The sequence below is a fragment of the Neisseria chenwenguii genome, from assembly GCF_002216145.1.
Taxonomy (GTDB): Bacteria; Pseudomonadota; Gammaproteobacteria; order Burkholderiales; family Neisseriaceae; genus Neisseria; species Neisseria chenwenguii.
In genome coordinates this window covers 2,120,497-2,137,064 of sequence record NZ_CP022278.1, presented here as the reverse complement: position 1 = coordinate 2,137,064, position 16,568 = coordinate 2,120,497, and the positions used below count along the sequence as shown (strand labels likewise).

The following is a 16,568-nucleotide window of genomic DNA, read 5'->3' as shown; positions in this document are numbered from 1 at the left end:
AATCTTTTAAGTGCGCGGAAAAGGCCGTCTGAAAGCCACATTGCCGTTATTTCTGCTTACTCAGAAACAACGGCAATGAAGTTGTCGGCCGTTTCAAACCGTTTTCTGTTTCTTAAAAATAAACAGGCCGTCTGAAAACGGTTTAACGTTTTCAGACGGCCTGTTTTATCGGCTGCGTCCGCTTAGAAGTTGTAACGCAAACCTACATTGGCGCCGTATTGGCTGAATTTCACATCGTCAACTTTGCCCAGGTAGTTGTATTCGATACCGGTATTCACCGCGAATTTGTCGTTGATGCGGTATTGTACACCGGCCAACGCACCGACGCCGACTTTGGTTTTGCGGAAGGTGTAAGAGTCAGACCGGCCGTCGCCGCGTTCTTTGAAATCCAAGTGCAACACGTTTACGCCGACACGCGCACCGACGTAGGGGGTGAGGCGGGATTGGTTTTTGAAGTCGTAAACAGCGCTGAGGCCGACGGAATGCGCATCCAGCTTGCCTTCATAACTGTAGGTGCCGTACGGAGAGTTTTCGCTGTCTTTGATTCTGCCGAAATAGGTGTAATCCACGCCGTAACGCACGGATCCGGCTTCACGGCCGAGCGCGACACGGGCACCGACGTTGCCGTCGGAAATTTTGCCGTCTGCTTTGGCTTGCAGTTTGGTGTAACCGACATCGCCTTGGACATACAGACCTTCTGCGGCGGCAATGCCGCTCAAGCCGGCCAATACGGCGGCCAATACGATTTTTTTCATGACTGCCTCCTTGTGGGTAAAACGGGAAACCCGTTGTGTAAATTGTTCCAAACACTGCTTGGAATACTCCCGAATATCATAATTCATTTATCCTTTATATCATATTCTTTAGGTTAAACGGTCTTGAAACAGAACTTAACGGCAACAATACCGAAAGCCGGCGGCCGCGGATTTTGCACGCTGAAGCTCCTCACGTATCGTTTTTTTATCTTTCACGCAGGATGCCGGCAAAACAGTTCAGACAGCTTTTATGAAGCCTTTTCAACATATTAAAACTTCAGGCCGTCTGAAAACCTTACCCAAGATTTTTCAGACGGCCTTTAATGTTTTCAATACGCTGTTTTTAAAACAAAATAATCAAAATCCCAAGCTCAAGCCTGTTCCGCCAACACCGCGGCAATCAGCTCTTCTGCGCCGTCATCGGCCAACTTTTTCGCTACCGCGCGGCCGAGCGCGTCGGCGTAGTCGGCGGGAGCTTGGGCGTCGGCCTGCAATAAAACCGAGCCGTCGGGGTGGCCGACCAGTCCGCGCAGGGTTAACAGGCCGTTTTCTTCGGTGCAGTAGGCGGCGAGCGGCACTTGGCAGCTTCCGCCCAATGCGCGGGCAAGGGCGCGTTCGGCGGTGACGCAGGCGCGGGTTTGGTCGTGGTTGAGCGGTTGCAAAACTTCCATCAAATCTTCACGGTGCGCTGCGATTTCGATACCGAGTGCGCCCTGCCCTGCGGCGGGCAGGCTGTCAGCAGGAGAGAGAATCAGGCGGATGCGCCCGTCCAGCCCCAGCCGCTGCAAGCCTGCGGCGGCAAGGATAACCGCGTCGTATTCGCCCTCATCGAGCTTGCGCAGGCGGGTTTGCACGTTGCCGCGCAGCGGTTTGATCTGCAAACGCGGATGGCGGGCGCGCAACTGCGCTTCGCGGCGCAGGCTGGATGTGCCGACCACTGCGCCGTCAGGCAGGTCTTCCAGCCGCGCGTAATGATTGGAAACAAACGCGTCAAACGGGTTGGCGCGCTCGCCCACCGCCGCCAGCGCGAAGCCCTCGGGCAACACCATGGGTACGTCTTTAATCGAGTGCACGGCCAAATCCGCACGCCCGTCTTGCAGCGCCTGTTCCAATTCTTTGACAAACAGCCCTTTGCCGCCGATTTTCGACAGAGTTTTGTCCAAAATCTGATCGCCCTGCGTGGTCATGCCCAAAATGGAAACTTCGCAGTCGGGATAAAGGGTTTTCAGACGGCCTTGAATGTGTTCGGCCTGCCACATCGCCAACAGGCTTTCGCGGCTGGCGATGACTAATTTTTTCGGGCTCATAATGTCGGCTCGGGTAGTTTGCAAACGGCGCAAGTCTATCATATTTCGGCGCGTTTTTTCAGACGGCCTCACGCGGATATGGTATATTTGACGGCAGAACGCCAACCCGCAAACCACCATGAAACGCGCCAAACACTATCCTTTTTTAAAGCTGCAACAGCAGCGTTTCCACCTTCATTTTGAAAACGCCTCAAGCATCGCGGCCGTGCCGTCTGAAAAAGATTTCTACCGCTGGATCTGGCAGGCGGTCAAAACCGCGCACCGCCGTGCCGACATCAGCCTGATTCTGCTCGACGAAGACGAAGCCCGCGCCTACAACCGTGATTACCGCGGCAAAGATTACGCCACCAATGTTTTGAGTTTTGCGCTCGACGAGGGCGAAACCCTGCCAGAGCAAGTTTCAGACGGCCTTAGCGGCGATTTGATTGTCTGCCCGCAGGTCGTCGCCAAAGAAGCCGCCGAACAGGGTAAAACCGCCGCGCAGCATTTCGCCCACCTCGCCGTCCACGGCACGCTGCATCTGATGGGTTACGACCATATCGAAGATGCCGAAGCCGAAGAAATGGAAGCGCTGGAAATCCGCATTCTGGCCGAACTGGGCTTTCCGAATCCGTATCAGGACGACGTTTAAACCGCGTTTTTTGTTCCCAGTAAAACTTTCCCCACCCATAAAAAGGACACATACCGAAATGGACGATACCCCGTCGAAACCCAATTTTTTCGAACGCCTCGTTTCCCGCCTCGCGGGCGAACCCGATTCCGCCGAAGACGTCGTCAGCCTGCTGCGGCAGGCGCACGAGCAGGAAGTGTTTGATGCCGACACGCTTTTGCGTTTGGAAAAAGTATTGGATTTTGCCGAACTCGACGTGCGCGATGCAATGGTCACGCGCGCGCAGATGAATGTGGTCAAGGAAAACGACAGCCTCGAGCGCATCGTCGGCTACATCATCGAGACCGCCCATTCGCGTTTTCCCGTGATTGCGGGCGACAAAGACGAGGTTTTGGGCATTCTTCATGCCAAAGATCTGCTGAAATATATGTTTGCCCCCGAGCAGTTCGACCTCAAAGCCATCCTGCGCCCTGCCGCGTTTGTGCCCGAAAGCAAGGGGCTAAACGCGCTTTTGAAAGAATTCCGCGAACAGCGCGGCCATATGGCGATTGTGGTGGACGAATACGGCGGCGTTTCGGGGCTGGTAACGTTTGAAGACATCATCGAGCAAATCGTCGGCGACATCGAAGACGAATTCGACGAGGACGAAAGCGCCGACAATATTTCCGCTGTTTCCGCCGAACGCTGGCGGATTAAGGCCGTGACCGAAATCAAAGACATCAACGCCTTTTTCGGCACGGATTTCAGCGACGAAGAAGCCGATACCGTCGGCGGTTTGGTGATTCAGGAATTGGGCCGCCTGCCCGTGCGCGGCGAAAAAGTCGTCATCGGACCGCTCCAGTTTACCGTCGCCCGCGCCGACAACCGCCGCCTGCATACGCTGATGGCGGTGAGGGGAAAGGAAGAAAAATAGGTTTGGGGCAATATCAAAGGCCGTCTGAAAAATTCAGACGGCCTTTGCTGTTTTGCGGATTCAGATTTGAAAGATTGGTTTAATCACTGAGTTTGTCGTAACCCGGGCAGGCTTTAGTATCATCCGAACTGACCGCCCAGAAAAGTCCGCTGTCATTGAGATAAACGGTACAGGGTTCATCTTTATTCTTCGGCTCAGCCCGCAAAACGAAACCTGCCGCCGTTGGATCGACCTTAATCGAGTTTTTTGTATTGTTTGTATCAGGCTTACCAAACGAAATATCAAAATGATCATTCTGCGCTAAAGAAGACGGAGAAAATCCCTCAAACGTATGTTTCTGCGCATAATACCGCTCCAGCATTTGCGCGTTTTTCACCAGCGTGGCGCGCACGTTAGACAGGCGCGACTGGCGGACTTGTTCGGTGTAAATCGGGTAGGCGATGGTGGCGAGAATGGCCAGGATGGTGATGACGATGAGCATTTCAATCAGCGTAAAGCCGCGTTGGGGGTGTTTCATAACAATGAGTGCCGTAATATCAGGGTTGTTTTAGATGCAGATTGCACTGCGTTATTTCATCCGTCATTATAAATTTTTCCTGCGCGATTATGTATAAATAAATCTGCTCTTACGGAAAATATGTAAATACGGTGTAATTTTTTGGAAAACGGCTGTTTATAATTTGTTTATAAAACAGCCGTTTAATATTTTAATCTTTTTCTCCCGCCCTTTGCCTTGGCTCGCATATCCAGTACAATCCGCCCCGATTCTCCTATTTCCATTCATCACTGTTGGTATTATGCGACAAAACGCACGCCGACAGTACACTTCGGGTTTAACGCTATGGCAAAAAAAATCAAATGGGTAGTCGGCGCCGTCGTTTTGGCGGGGCTGTGCTACGGAGCTTGGAGTTATTTCCAGCCGAAAGACACCGTAAACTATCTGACCGAACCGGTCGGACGCAAAGATTTGAAGCAGACGGTAACGGCAACGGGCGAAATTTCCGCCGACAAACTGATTCAGGTCGGTGCGGAAGCGTCGGGACAGATTAAAAAGCTGCACGTCAAAATCGGCCAGCAGGTGAAAAAAGGCGATTTGATTGCCGAAATCGACTCGCGTACGCAAACCAACACCCTCAACACCAAACGCGCCGAGCTGGATACTTTCCAAGCCAAACTCAGATCGCAGCAAATCGCGCTGAAATCCGCGCAAACCCAGTATAAACGCGAAAAAGCTCTGTGGGCGGAAGATGCGACTTCTAAGGAAAATCTGGAAACGGCGGAAAACAATCTGGCCGCCGCCAAAGCGTCGCTGGAAGAAATCCGGTCGTCCATTAAGCAGACGCAGATTTCCATCAATACCGCCGAAAAAGAATTGGGCGACACTAAAATCACCGCGCCTTCAGACGGCACGGTCGTGGCGATTCCCGTTGAAGAAGGCCAGTCGGTCAACGCCGTGCAGAGTACGCCGACCATCGTCCAGCTTGCCGATTTGAGTGTGATGCTGAACAAAATGCAGATTGCCGAAGGCGACATCAGCAAAGTCAAAGCGGGAATGCCGGTTTCGTTTACCGTGTTGTCCGATTCCGACAAAGTGCGTACCGGCAAGCTCGATTCCGTCGATCCCGGCCTGACCACCATGTCGCAGGGCAGCTACACCACTTCCACCGACACCACTTCCACCGCCATCTACTACTACGCGCGCGCGCTCGTTCCCAATGAAGACCGCTCGCTGCACATCGGCATGACCACGGAAAACACCATTACCGTCAATGAAGCGAAAAACGTGCTGACCGTGCCCGTATTGGCGGTGAAACCGAAAAACGGCAAACGCTTCGTGCGCGTGCTCGGCAACAAAAACAAGCCGGTTGAAAAAGAAATCGGCGTCGGCTTGAGCGACGGCACCAACATCCAAGTGACCAAAGGCTTGGCAGAAGGCGAGAAAGTGATTGTTTCCGAAGCCGATGCCAATGCCAAATCCAACAATATGCGGGGCGACCCGGGCGGCCCGCCGATGTAAAACCGACTCATCCGGCAACACAGGCCGTCTGAAAAACCGCCTGCCGAACGCAGCCGCAACTTTTCAGACGGCCTTTTCCGAACCTCCCCACCGGTACACATCATGAGCTTAATCGAATGTAAAAACCTCAACCGCTACTTCGGCAGCAGCGCCAACCGCGTCCACGTTTTGAAAGACGTCAGCCTGTCGGTAGAAAAAGGCGATTTCGTCGCCATCATCGGCCAGTCCGGCTCGGGCAAATCCACGCTGATGAACATCTTGGGCTGCCTCGACACCGCCTCGTCCGGTTCGTATAAAATCGACGGCACCGAAACCGCGCAAATGGGCGCCGACCAACTCGCCGCGCTGCGCCGCAAACGTTTCGGCTTTATTTTCCAGCGTTACAACCTGCTGAGCTCACTGACCGCGCGCGACAACGTCGCCCTGCCCGCCGTTTACGTCGGCGTTGAAGGGGAAGAGCGCGCCAAGCGCGCCGACAAACTGCTGCACGACTTGGGTTTGGACGGCAAAGAAAGCAACAAACCCAGCGAACTTTCAGGCGGCCAGCAGCAGCGCGTTTCCATTGCCCGCGCCCTGATGAACGGCGGCGAAATCATCTTCGCCGACGAACCCACCGGCGCGCTCGACACCGCCAGCGGCCAAAACGTGATGGAAATCATCCACGAGCTGCACGACGCCGGCCACACCGTCATCATGGTCACGCACGACCCCAACATCGCCGCCAACGCCAACCGCATCATTGAAATCCGCGACGGCGAAATCATCTCCGACACCAGCAAAACCAAAGACATCAAGCCCAGCCAAGTCAAAGCGGTAGAAGAAAATTCCTCATGGCTTTTCTTCAAAGACCAATTTATGGAAGCCTTCAAAATGTCGATTCAGGCTATTTTGGCGCACAAAATGCGCTCTCTTTTGACCATGCTCGGCATCATCATCGGCATTACATCCGTCGTTTCCGTCGTCGCACTGGGCAATGGCTCTCAACAGAAAATCCTCGAAGACATCAGTTCGATAGGCACCAACACCATCAGCATCTATCCCGGACGCGGCTTCGGCGACCGCCGCAGCAGCCGCGTGCGCACCCTGACCATCGGCGATGCCGAAGCCATCGCCAAGCAGGCCTACGTTGCCAGTGTCACCCCCATGACCTCGCAAAACGCCACCCTGACCTACCGCAACACCGATTCCACCGCCCAACTCTACGGCGCGGGCGAACAGTATTTTGATGTTCACGGCATCAAGCTGGCGCAAGGACGGCTGTTTGACAGCGACGACGTCAAACAAAGCAATTCTGTCGTCGTCATCGACGACAACACCAAAAACAAACTCTTTTCAGACGGCACCGACCCGCTGGGCAAAACCATCCTCTTCGGCAAACGCCCGCTGACCATCATCGGCGTTGCGCAGAAAGAAGAAAGCCCGTTCGGCAACAGCGAAAACCTGCAAATGTGGGCGCCCTACACCACCGTCATCAACAAAATCAACGGCCAGCGCTACATCAACTCGATTACCGTCAAAGTCAAAGACGACGTCAGCTCCGACGCCGCCGAAAACGGCCTTAAAGCCCTCCTGCTCTCGCGGCACGGCAAACAGGACTTCTTCACGCAAAACAGCGACAGCATCAAACAAACCATCGAATCGACCACCGGCACGATGAAACTGCTCATCTCCTCGATTGCCGTCATTTCGCTGGTAGTCGGCGGCATCGGCGTAATGAACATCATGCTGGTCTCCGTTACCGAGCGCACCAAAGAAATCGGCATCCGCATGGCCATCGGCGCGCGCCAGAGCAATATTTTGCAGCAGTTCCTCATTGAGGCCGTAATGATCTGCCTCATCGGCGGCCTGACCGGCGTCTTGCTCTCCATCAGTATCGGCCTCGTGTTCAACCATTTCGTGACCGATTTCCCGATGTCGTTTTCCACCTTCTCCATCATCGCCGCTGTGTTAAGTTCCACCGCCATCGGCGTCGTCTTCGGCTTCATGCCCGCCAAACGCGCCTCGCAGCTGAACCCGATTGATGCGCTGGCGCAGGATTAGGGAAACCCAAAATTTTCAGACAGCCCCAACGCCCGACAAAGGCCGTCTGAAAAAAACAACCGAACGGAAAAATCCATGAAAACCAAACCCCATTTTCAGACGGCCTTAAGCCTCGCCGTCGCCCTTGCCCTCGGCGCCTGCGCCGTTAATCCCAAAGTCGATGCCCCGACCGTCGAAAGCAGCGGCCACATCATCAGCGCCGCCGAAACCGCCGATCGTTACAACGTCAGCGAAAACTGGTGGGAAACCTACCAAAATCCGCCGCTCAACGCCCTGATCAATCAGGCGTTCGCCAACAATATCGACCTCAAACAGGCCGCGCTCAACGTCAACAAAGCGCTGTATCAGGCCAAAATCCTGCGCGCCGATTTGGTACCCTCGTTCAGCGGTTCGCTCGGCGCCTCCACCTCGAAAAACCTCAAAACCGGCGGTAGCCCCAGCGACAGCTTCAGCAGCCAGCTCGGTCTGAGCTACGAGCTGGATTTGTGGCAGAAACTGCGCGCCAGCGCCAACGCCCAGGCTTGGGAATACCGTGCCACCCAAGAAGACCTCGCCAACACCCGCCTCACGCTGGCCAACAACGTCGCCGACGCCTATTTCAACATTGCCTACCTCAACGAAGCGATTACTTTAACGGAAAAAACCGTCAAACAATACGAAGCCGTCGCGCGCATTTCCAATACCAAATACCGCCTCGGCAAATCCGATTCCAGCGAGCCGACCCAGTCCAACCAATCGCTTTTGGGTGCACGCAGCAGCCTCCTGACCCTGAAAACCAACCGCGACACGCTTGAGCAGACCCTGCGCAACCTGCTCAACCTCAAGCCCGGCGAAGCGCCTGCCGTCGCACCCGCGCAATACCGCCTGCCCGCCGCCAAAGGCGTGGATTTGAACGTACCGATTTCCGTATTGGCCAACCGCCCCGACCTGCGCGCTGCCGAATACCGCCTGCAATCGTCCGTGCAGTCGCTGGCCGCACAAAAACGCAGCTGGTATCCGAGCATCACCCTCGGCGCCAGCCTGAGCACGTCGTCCGACAAAGCCCGTTCCACCTTCAACATCCCCGTTTTGGGTGGCTCCGCGCAAATCAACCTGCCCTTCCTCAACTGGAAAACCCTGAAATGGAACGACAAAACCGCCGAAGCCAATTACGAGGCCGCCAAGCTCGACTTTGAAAAAGCGCTCACCACCGCGCTCAACGAAGTCGACACCAACTACCTCGCCTACCAAAACGCCCAAGCCACGCTGAAAAACCAGCAGCAGCGCTACGCGCTCGACCGTAAAAACAGCCGCTACTACCAAGTGCGCTACCAATACGGCAAAAACGAGCTGAAAGACTGGCTCGAAGCGCTCAACACAGAATACGGTTCCGCGCAAAACCTGCTCAACCAGCGTTACGAAGTGTTGAAATACGAAAACATGATTTATAAAGCGATGGCCGGCCGTTATACCGTGAAGCGCTGAAAATCAAAGAGGCCGTCTGAAAGTTCAGACGGCCTCTTTGATTCTACGGAAAACGGATTAAGCGTTGCCTTCCTGCTGTTGCTGGTACATCGCTTCAAAGTTAATCGGCGCGAGCAATACCGGCGGGAAGCCTGCGCGGGTAACGGTTGAAGAAATGGCTTCGCGCGCGTAGGGGAACAGGATGTTCGGGCAGGCGACGCCGAGCAGCATTTTGATGTCTTCTTCGGGGATGTTTTCCAAACGGAACACGCCGCTTTGGGTCACTTCGTTTAAGAACATGGTACGGTTTTCGTCGAGTTTGGCGGTAACGGTAACGGTCACGTCAACCGAGTAGATGCCGTCTTCCAGCGTTTCGCTGCCGGTAGAGACACGCATATCGACTTCGGGCTCGCCCTGTTCCAGGAAAATATGCGGGGCGTTGGGTACTTCCAAAGACAAGTCTTTGACATACAGACGTTCGATGCTGAATACGGGTTGCAATTCTTCGCTCATTTTGTTTTCCTGTTTGAAGGTTGGTTAAAAATCAAGGGTTGAGAAGGGAATCCAAGCGGCCTTCTTGTTGCAGCTTGTGTAAATCGGTAAAACCGCCGACGTGGGTGTCGCCGATAAAAATCTGCGGAATACTGCGCCGGCCGCTGCGTTGCTGCATTTCGGCGAATTTTTCCGTGTCTTGGTCGATGCGGATTTCGTTGATTTCGGTGACGCCGATTTCGGCCAGCAGCTTTTTCGCCATCGTACAATACGGGCAGAAGAGGCCGGAATACATGGTTACGGTTTGCATGGTTTGCTGTAGTGGTTTTAATGTTTTGATGCGGGCTACTATATAGGCGCTTGCAGCTTTTTACAAGGGGGCGGGACAGCGGTTTTTTTCAGACGGCATGATGCGTTGCAGACGGCCTTTCAGCGGCGGCAGGCAATGGCGGCGGCAGGGCTTTTCCAGTATCATAGCCACCCGTCGGCGCGAAACTGCTTTTGCCATCGGTTTTTATGCAGAGAATTGATTGCAAAAGTATTTTTAAATAACTTAGGAACATCATGTTAGCCGGAATCCCCATTCCCAAAGACACCGTCCGCCTGCCCGAGACGGTGTTGGTCAACATTACGCCGCAGGAAACGCGTGTGGCGGTGTTGGAAGAAAACAATATATGCGAGCTGCACATCGAGCGCAACAGCGGCCACAGCCTGGTCGGCAATATTTATCTCGGCGTCGTGCGGCGCGTTTTGCCCGGCATGCAGAGCGCATTTATCGACATCGGACTCGAGCGCGCGGCTTTTCTGCACATCGTCGATATTTTGGAACAGCGCCGCAATCCCGACGAAACCCAGCGCATCGAGCACATGCTGTTTGAAGGCCAGTCGGTATTGGTTCAGGTCATCAAAGACCCCATCAACACCAAAGGCGCACGGCTTTCCACCCAAATTTCGCTGGCCGGACGTTTCCTCGTACATCTGCCGCAGGAAGAACACATCGGCATTTCCCAGCGTATCGAAGACGACGGCGACCGCAACGCCCTGCGCGAGCGCCTGCTCAACCTGCTGCCCGAAGAAGCCTGCCACGGCTACATTATCCGTACCAACGCCGAAAACGCCAGCGACGAACAGCTTCAGGCCGACATCGGCTACCTGACCAAAGTGTGGGAACACATCCAGCACCAAGCCAAAACTCAACCGCCCGAAACCCTGCTGTATCAGGATTTGCCGCTTGCCCTGCGCGTCTTGCGCGACATGTTCAGCCCCGACACCCGGAAAATCCTCGTCGATTCCACCGAAAACTACCGCCGCATGATGAGTTTCGCCGAACAATACGTTCACGGTGCCGTCGACAAAATCGAGCTGTTTAAAGGAGAACGCCCGCTGTTTGAAACCCACAACGTCGAACAGGAAATCAGCCGCGCCCTGCAACCGCGCGTCAGTCTCAACTTCGGCAGCTACCTCATCATCGAATCCACCGAAGCGATGACCACCATCGACGTCAACACCGGCGGTTTCGTCGGCGCGCGCAACTTCGACGAAACCATCTTCCGCACCAACCTCGAAGCCTGCCACACCATCGCCCGCGAACTGCGCCTGCGCAACCTCGGCGGCATCATCATCATCGACTTCATCGACATGGCGCAGGAAACCCACCGCGAAGCCGTGTTGCAGGAATTGGCCAAAGCGCTCAGTTTCGACCGCACCCGCGTTACCCTCAACGGCTTTACCAGCCTGGGGCTGGTCGAACTGACCCGCAAACGCGCCCGCGAAAACCTCAGCCAAGTCCTCTGCGAGCCCTGCCCTGCCTGCCAAGGCAGAGGCCGTCTGAAAACCCCGCAGACCGTGTGTTACGAAATCCAGCGCGAAATCGTACGCGAAGCCCGCCGCTACGACGCACAATCATTCCGCATTCTCGCCGCGCCCAGCGTCATCGACCTGTTTCTCGACGAAGAATCGCAGTCGCTGGCGATGCTGATCGATTTTATCGGCAAACCGATTTCGCTGGCGGTGGAAACGGCTTATACGCAGGAGCAGTATGATATTGTTCTGCTTTAAGCCGCAGACAGGATAATGCCGTCTGAAAACCTGCCGCATCACGCAGCCGGGTTTTCAGATGGCCTTTTCTTGGTTTGCCGCAAACCATGCTAAAATCCATTTTTAAAAATCCGTTTTCCCCCAATATCTTCCGCCATGAACGCAGAAAATCCCCAAAACATCATCGTCGGCCTTTCCGGCGGCGTCGATTCGTCCGTAACCGCCGCCCTGCTCAAACAGCAGGGCTGCAAGGTGCGCGGCGTATTTATGCAGAACTGGGAAGACGACGACAACGACGAATATTGCAGCATCAAGCAGGATTCTTTCGACGCGATTGCGGTGGCCGACATCCTCGGCATCGACATCGACATCGTCAACTTCGCCGCCCAATACAAAGACAACGTATTTGCTTATTTTTTACAGGAATACAGCGCAGGGCGCACGCCGAATCCCGATGTTTTGTGCAACGCCGAAATCAAGTTCAAATGTTTTTTGGACTACGCGGTCGGACAGGGTGCGGAAGCGATTGCCACGGGGCATTACGCGCGCAAGGAAGTGCGCGGCGGCGTCCACTACCTGCTCAAAGGTTTGGACGCCAACAAAGACCAAAGCTATTTCCTCTACCGCCTCAAACCTTTCCAACTCGAGCGCGCGCTGTTCCCGCTCGGCGCATTGGAAAAGCCCGAAGTGCGCCGGCTGGCTGCGGAATTCAAGCTGCCGACTGCGGCGAAAAAAGATTCGACCGGCATCTGTTTTATCGGCGAACGGCCGTTTCGCGAGTTTCTGCAAAAATACCTGCCTACCGACAACGGCAAAATGGTTACGCCCGAGGGAAAAACCGTCGGCGAACACGTCGGTCTGATGTTTTACACCTTAGGCCAGCGCAAAGGCTTGGGCATCGGCGGCGCGGGCGAACCTTGGTTTGTGGCCGCCAAAGACATGGTGAAAAACGAACTCATCGTCGTGCAGAGTCACGACCATCCCCTGCTCTACACCCAAAGTCTGGTGATGGACGATTTGAGCTTTACCCTGCCCGAGCGCCCGCAACCCGGCCGTTATACCTGCAAAACCCGCTACCGCATGGCCGATGCCGCCTGCGAACTGCACTATTTAAACGACGATACCGCCAGGCTGGTTTTCGACGAACCGCAATGGGCGGTAACGCCCGGCCAGTCCGTCGTGCTGTACGATGGCGATGTCTGCTTGGGCGGCGGCATCATTACCGCCACCGACAAGCCTGTAATTATTACCGGATAAGGGTTTAGGGCTTCCTGACAATTCATCACGCAGCGGCTTTTCTGCCAAAATCCGCTCACGGATGAAATGTCAGACAGCCCGCCCGCCCCATGCCGTCTGAACATTTTCAGACGGCCTCAAACCACTTTGCAATCAAGAGTTCACTTACATGGAAAAAATCTGGCTCCAGAGCTACGAACCGGGCGTTGCCCACGAAATCGACGTCAACCGCTACCGCTCGATTAATGAAGTGTTCGCCCAAAGCGTAAAAAAATTCGCCGACAAACCCGCATTTCAAAACATGGGCAAAACGCTGACCTACGCCGAAACCGCGCGCATGGCCGAGGATTTCGCCTCTTATCTGCAAAACGTGTTGAAACTGCCGCGCGGCGAGCGTGTGGCCGTGATGATGCCCAATGTATTGCAGTATCCCGTCGCCCTGTTCGGCATCCTTCAGGCCGGCATGATTGCGGTCAACACCAACCCGCTCTACACCCCTCGCGAACTCGAACACCAGCTCAACGACAGCGGCGCAACCGCGATTGTGGTTTTGGAAAACTTCGCAAACACGCTCGAGCTGGTGCTGCCGCGCACCAAAATCAAACACGTCATCGTCGCCTCCGTCGGCGATATGTTCGGCCTGATTAAAGGCACGCTGATGAATTTCGTCGTGCGCAAAATCAAAAAATTAGTACCCGAACACCGCATCCCCAACACCATCAATTTTCAGACGGCCATGCGCAAAGGCCGCGGGCACAAATTTGCCCCCGTCGAAATCAACCGCGACGACATCGCCATTTTGCAATACACCGGCGGCACAACCGGCGTCGCCAAAGGCGCGATGCTGACACACGGCAATATCTGCGCCAATATGCTGCAAGGCCGGGAATGGATCAACACCACGCTCAAAGAAGGCGAAGAAGTCGTTATCGGCGCGCTGCCGCTTTATCATATTTTCGCACTGACGGTAAACATGATGATTTTCACCAACGTCGGCGCCAAGCTCATCCTGATTACCAATCCGCGCGACATGAAAGGCTTCATCGCCGACATGAAAGCCGAAAAAATCTCCATTTTTGTCGGCGTGAACACGCTGTTTAACGGCATGGTCAACCGCAAAGAATTTGCCGAAGTCGATTTTTCCGGCCTCAAGCTGACGCTCGGCGGCGGCATGGCCACGCAGAAAGCCGTAGCCGAAAAATGGAAAAAAGTGACCGGAACGCCCATCGTCGAAGCCTACGGCCTGACCGAAGCCAGTCCCGGCGTGTGCTGCAATCCGCTTAAAATCGAAGCATACAGCGGCGGCATCGGCCTGCCCGTTCCCTCCACCGAAATCGAATTGCGCGACGAAAACGGCAACGAAGTCGCGCAGGGCGAAGCGGGCGAAATGTGGGTGCGCGGCCCGCAGGTGATGAAAGGCTACTGGAACCGCCCCGAAGAAACCGCTAAAGCGATTGATGCACGCGGCTTTCTGGAAACCGGCGACATCGCCGTGATGGACGAAAAAGGCTGGTTCAAACTGGTTGACCGCAAAAAAGACCTGATTGTGGTTTCCGGCTTCAATGTTTACCCGAACGAAATCGAAGAAGTCATCGCCCATCACGACAAAGTTTTGGAAGTCGCCTGCATCGGCGTTCCCCACCCGAAAACAGGTGAAGCGCTAAAAGTGTTCGTGGTCAAAAAAGACCCCTCGCTGACCGCCGAAGAGCTGCTCGCTTTCTGCCGCACCGAGCTGACCGCGTATAAAATGCCGCGCAGCATCGAGTTCCGTGACGAGCTGCCGAAATCCAACGTCGGCAAAATCCTGCGCCGCGAATTGCGCGAGCAGGAAACGGGCAAGTAAAGCATCGCAAAGGCCGTCTGAAAACAAGCGCAACCCCTGTTTTCAGACGGCCTCGTCCGTTTGCCAGCCGCTAAGCTTCACGGTAAAATCACGCATTCCAACACGGGTACAGCATCATGACTAAATTTATTTTCGTAACCGGCGGCGTCGTCTCTTCATTAGGAAAAGGTATCGCCGCCGCTTCTATTGCCACCATCCTCGAATCGCGCGGGCTCGACGTGACCATGCTCAAGCTCGACCCCTATATCAACGTCGATCCCGGCACCATGAGTCCGTTTCAGCACGGCGAAGTCTTCGTTACCGACGACGGCGCCGAAACCGACCTCGACCTCGGCCACTACGAGCGTTTCATCAACGCGACCATGACCCGTAAAAACAGCTTCTCCACAGGCCAGGTGTACGAAAACGTCATCATGAAAGAGCGTCGCGGCGACTACCTCGGCGGCACGGTCCAAGTCATTCCGCACATCACCGACGAAATCAAACGCCGCATCCACGAAGGCGCGGCCAACCACGATGTCGCCATTGTCGAAATCGGTGGCACCGTCGGCGACATCGAATCGCTGCCCTTCCTCGAAGCCATCCGCCAGATGCGCAGCCAGCTCGGCCGCAACAATACGCTGTTTGTCCACCTGAGCTACGTTCCCTATATTGCCGCCGCCGGCGAAATCAAAACCAAGCCCACCCAGCATTCCGTAAAAGAACTGCGCGAAATCGGCATCCAGCCCGACGTTCTCATCTGCCGCATGGACCGCATCCTGCCCGAAGACGAACGCCGCAAAATCGCCCTCTTCTGCAACGTCGAAGAGCGCGCCGTGGCCGGCAGCTACGACGCCGAAAGCATCTACGAAATTCCCGAAATGCTGCACAACCAGGGCATCGACAACATCATCTGCGAACAGCTCCAACTCAACGTCCGCCAGGCCGATTTGACCGAATGGAAAAAAATCGTCCACGCCATCAAAAACCCGAAACACACCGTCAAAATCGCCATGGTCGGCAAATACGTTGATCTGACCGAGTCCTACAAATCGCTGATCGAAGCCCTCAAACACGCCGGTATCCACACCGAAACCGACGTCCAAATCAGCTTCATCGACAGCGAAACGCTGGAAAGCGACGGCACAGGCCGTCTGAAAGAATTTGATGCCGTGCTCGTACCCGGCGGCTTCGGCGTACGCGGCGTAGAAGGCAAAATCGCCGCCGTCCGCTACGCCCGCGAAAACGAGGTTCCCTATCTCGGCATCTGCCTCGGCATGCAGATTGCTCTGATCGAATACGCCCGCAACGTCGCCGGCCTCGAAGGCGCGACCTCCACCGAGTTCGACCTCAAAGCCAAATACCCCGTCATCGGCCTGATCGACGAATGGCAGACCGCCGACGGCAGCGTCGAAACCCGTGACGAAAGCGCCGACCTCGGCGGCACCATGCGCCTGGGCGCGCAGGAAGTCGAGCTCAAGCCCGACAGCCTCGCCGCCAAAATCTACGGCAGCACCCGCATCCGCGAGCGCCACCGCCACCGCTACGAAGTCAACAACAACTTCGTTCCGCAACTCGAAGCCGCAGGCTTGGTTATCGGCGGCGTCTCCGCCGGTCGCGAGCGATTGGTCGAAACCATCGAGCTACCCAACCATCCGTGGTTTTTCGCCTGCCAGTTCCACCCCGAATTCACCTCCAACCCGCGCAAAGGCCACCCGCTGTTTACCGCCTTTGTCAAAGCCGCGCTGATAAATAAAAACTGATGCTGTCACTAAAGAGGCCGTCTGAAATTCAGACGGCCTCTTTTTTTATTTATTACAACCCGATGACACGGGCCGAGACCGTTGCGAAAATAATAATGGCCGTCTGAAACTTTTATGTTCGGAAAATCAAACG

The 16,568-nt window shown here is 55.2% G+C and carries 14 protein-coding genes; 9 read left to right on the top strand and 5 right to left on the bottom strand.

Features of this window, described 5'->3' with window-relative positions; all coding sequences use genetic code 11:
- Positions 1-182: 182 nt before the first annotated feature.
- Both BG910_RS10370 and hemC read right to left on the bottom strand, forming a co-directional pair.
- The gene (locus BG910_RS10370) at positions 183-755 is read right to left on the bottom strand and encodes an opacity family porin (RefSeq protein ID WP_157694074.1); all 573 of its coding nucleotides are present in this window, start codon (positions 753-755) and stop codon (positions 183-185) included.
- A 371-nt stretch (positions 756-1,126) separates the two neighbouring features.
- Complete coding sequence (gene hemC, locus BG910_RS10365) at positions 1,127-2,062, bottom strand: hydroxymethylbilane synthase (RefSeq protein ID WP_089036770.1); 936 nt, start codon at positions 2,060-2,062, stop codon at positions 1,127-1,129.
- A gap of 118 nt (positions 2,063-2,180) precedes the next feature.
- Between hemC and ybeY the strand changes: the two genes are divergently transcribed.
- Both ybeY and BG910_RS10355 read left to right on the top strand, forming a co-directional pair.
- Entirely contained in the window at positions 2,181-2,693 is a 513-nt protein-coding gene (ybeY, locus tag BG910_RS10360; protein ID WP_089036769.1) for an rRNA maturation RNase YbeY, read from the top strand.
- A 58-nt stretch (positions 2,694-2,751) separates the two neighbouring features.
- Entirely contained in the window at positions 2,752-3,585 is an 834-nt protein-coding gene (locus tag BG910_RS10355) for an HlyC/CorC family transporter (RefSeq protein ID WP_089036768.1), read from the top strand.
- 79 nt (positions 3,586-3,664) lie between these two features.
- On the opposite strand, the gene BG910_RS10350 is transcribed toward BG910_RS10355, so the two are convergent.
- Positions 3,665-4,102, bottom strand: coding sequence for a type IV pilin protein (locus tag BG910_RS10350; protein ID WP_089036767.1), 438 nt, complete (start codon positions 4,100-4,102; stop codon positions 3,665-3,667).
- Between the two features lie 324 nt (positions 4,103-4,426).
- Here BG910_RS10350 and BG910_RS10345 point away from each other — a divergent pair, with 324 nt between their 5' ends.
- The 3 genes from BG910_RS10345 (at position 4,427) to BG910_RS10335 (ending at position 9,106) form a co-directional block, all read left to right on the top strand.
- Entirely contained in the window at positions 4,427-5,602 is a 1,176-nt protein-coding gene (locus BG910_RS10345) for an efflux RND transporter periplasmic adaptor subunit (protein ID WP_089036766.1), read from the top strand.
- A 102-nt stretch (positions 5,603-5,704) separates the two neighbouring features.
- Positions 5,705-7,642 (top strand): MacB family efflux pump subunit, encoded by a 1,938-nt coding sequence (locus BG910_RS10340; RefSeq protein WP_089036765.1) that lies wholly within the window; start codon positions 5,705-5,707, stop codon positions 7,640-7,642.
- Positions 7,643-7,717: 75 nt separating this feature from the next.
- Positions 7,718-9,106 (top strand): TolC family protein, encoded by a 1,389-nt coding sequence (locus tag BG910_RS10335; protein ID WP_089036764.1) that lies wholly within the window; start codon positions 7,718-7,720, stop codon positions 9,104-9,106.
- 57 nt (positions 9,107-9,163) lie between these two features.
- Here the strand turns inward: BG910_RS10335 and secB are convergent, their stop codons facing one another.
- Both secB and grxC read right to left on the bottom strand, forming a co-directional pair.
- The gene (secB, locus tag BG910_RS10330; protein ID WP_089036763.1) at positions 9,164-9,598 is read right to left on the bottom strand and encodes a protein-export chaperone SecB; all 435 of its coding nucleotides are present in this window, start codon (positions 9,596-9,598) and stop codon (positions 9,164-9,166) included.
- A 31-nt stretch (positions 9,599-9,629) separates the two neighbouring features.
- Complete coding sequence (grxC, locus tag BG910_RS10325) at positions 9,630-9,887, bottom strand: glutaredoxin 3 (protein ID WP_089036762.1); 258 nt, start codon at positions 9,885-9,887, stop codon at positions 9,630-9,632.
- A 254-nt stretch (positions 9,888-10,141) separates the two neighbouring features.
- Between grxC and rng the strand changes: the two genes are divergently transcribed.
- The 4 genes from rng (at position 10,142) to BG910_RS10305 (ending at position 16,435) form a co-directional block, all read left to right on the top strand.
- On the top strand, positions 10,142-11,635 hold the full coding sequence (gene rng, locus BG910_RS10320) for a ribonuclease G (protein ID WP_089036761.1): 1,494 nt from the start codon (positions 10,142-10,144) through the stop codon (positions 11,633-11,635).
- Positions 11,636-11,770: 135 nt separating this feature from the next.
- Positions 11,771-12,871, top strand: a complete 1,101-nt coding sequence (mnmA, locus tag BG910_RS10315) for a tRNA 2-thiouridine(34) synthase MnmA (RefSeq protein ID WP_089036760.1) — start codon at positions 11,771-11,773, stop codon at positions 12,869-12,871.
- Between the two features lie 148 nt (positions 12,872-13,019).
- Positions 13,020-14,693 carry an AMP-binding protein gene (locus tag BG910_RS10310; protein ID WP_089036759.1) on the top strand — a complete coding sequence of 558 codons (1,674 nt, stop codon included), beginning with the start codon at positions 13,020-13,022 and terminating at the stop codon, positions 14,691-14,693.
- A 116-nt stretch (positions 14,694-14,809) separates the two neighbouring features.
- On the top strand, positions 14,810-16,435 hold the full coding sequence (locus BG910_RS10305; protein WP_089036758.1) for a CTP synthase: 1,626 nt from the start codon (positions 14,810-14,812) through the stop codon (positions 16,433-16,435).
- Positions 16,436-16,568: the final 133 nt, after the last annotated feature.

Excerpts from the sequence above, each read along its gene's own strand:
- BG910_RS10370 (WP_157694074.1), bottom strand. The coding sequence starts at position 755 with ATGAAAAAAATCGTATTGGCCGCCGTATTGGCCGGCTTGAGCGGCATT.
- hemC (WP_089036770.1), bottom strand. The coding sequence starts at position 2,062 with ATGAGCCCGAAAAAATTAGTCATCGCCAGCCGCGAAAGCCTGTTGGCG.
- ybeY (WP_089036769.1), top strand. The coding sequence starts at position 2,181 with ATGAAACGCGCCAAACACTATCCTTTTTTAAAGCTGCAACAGCAGCGT.
- BG910_RS10355 (WP_089036768.1), top strand. The coding sequence starts at position 2,752 with ATGGACGATACCCCGTCGAAACCCAATTTTTTCGAACGCCTCGTTTCC.
- BG910_RS10350 (WP_089036767.1), bottom strand. The coding sequence starts at position 4,102 with ATGAAACACCCCCAACGCGGCTTTACGCTGATTGAAATGCTCATCGTC.
- BG910_RS10345 (WP_089036766.1), top strand. The coding sequence starts at position 4,427 with ATGGCAAAAAAAATCAAATGGGTAGTCGGCGCCGTCGTTTTGGCGGGG.
- BG910_RS10340 (WP_089036765.1), top strand. The coding sequence starts at position 5,705 with ATGAGCTTAATCGAATGTAAAAACCTCAACCGCTACTTCGGCAGCAGC.
- BG910_RS10335 (WP_089036764.1), top strand. The coding sequence starts at position 7,718 with ATGAAAACCAAACCCCATTTTCAGACGGCCTTAAGCCTCGCCGTCGCC.
- secB (WP_089036763.1), bottom strand. The coding sequence starts at position 9,598 with ATGAGCGAAGAATTGCAACCCGTATTCAGCATCGAACGTCTGTATGTC.
- grxC (WP_089036762.1), bottom strand. The coding sequence starts at position 9,887 with ATGCAAACCGTAACCATGTATTCCGGCCTCTTCTGCCCGTATTGTACG.
- rng (WP_089036761.1), top strand. The coding sequence starts at position 10,142 with ATGTTAGCCGGAATCCCCATTCCCAAAGACACCGTCCGCCTGCCCGAG.
- mnmA (WP_089036760.1), top strand. The coding sequence starts at position 11,771 with ATGAACGCAGAAAATCCCCAAAACATCATCGTCGGCCTTTCCGGCGGC.
- BG910_RS10310 (WP_089036759.1), top strand. The coding sequence starts at position 13,020 with ATGGAAAAAATCTGGCTCCAGAGCTACGAACCGGGCGTTGCCCACGAA.
- BG910_RS10305 (WP_089036758.1), top strand. The coding sequence starts at position 14,810 with ATGACTAAATTTATTTTCGTAACCGGCGGCGTCGTCTCTTCATTAGGA.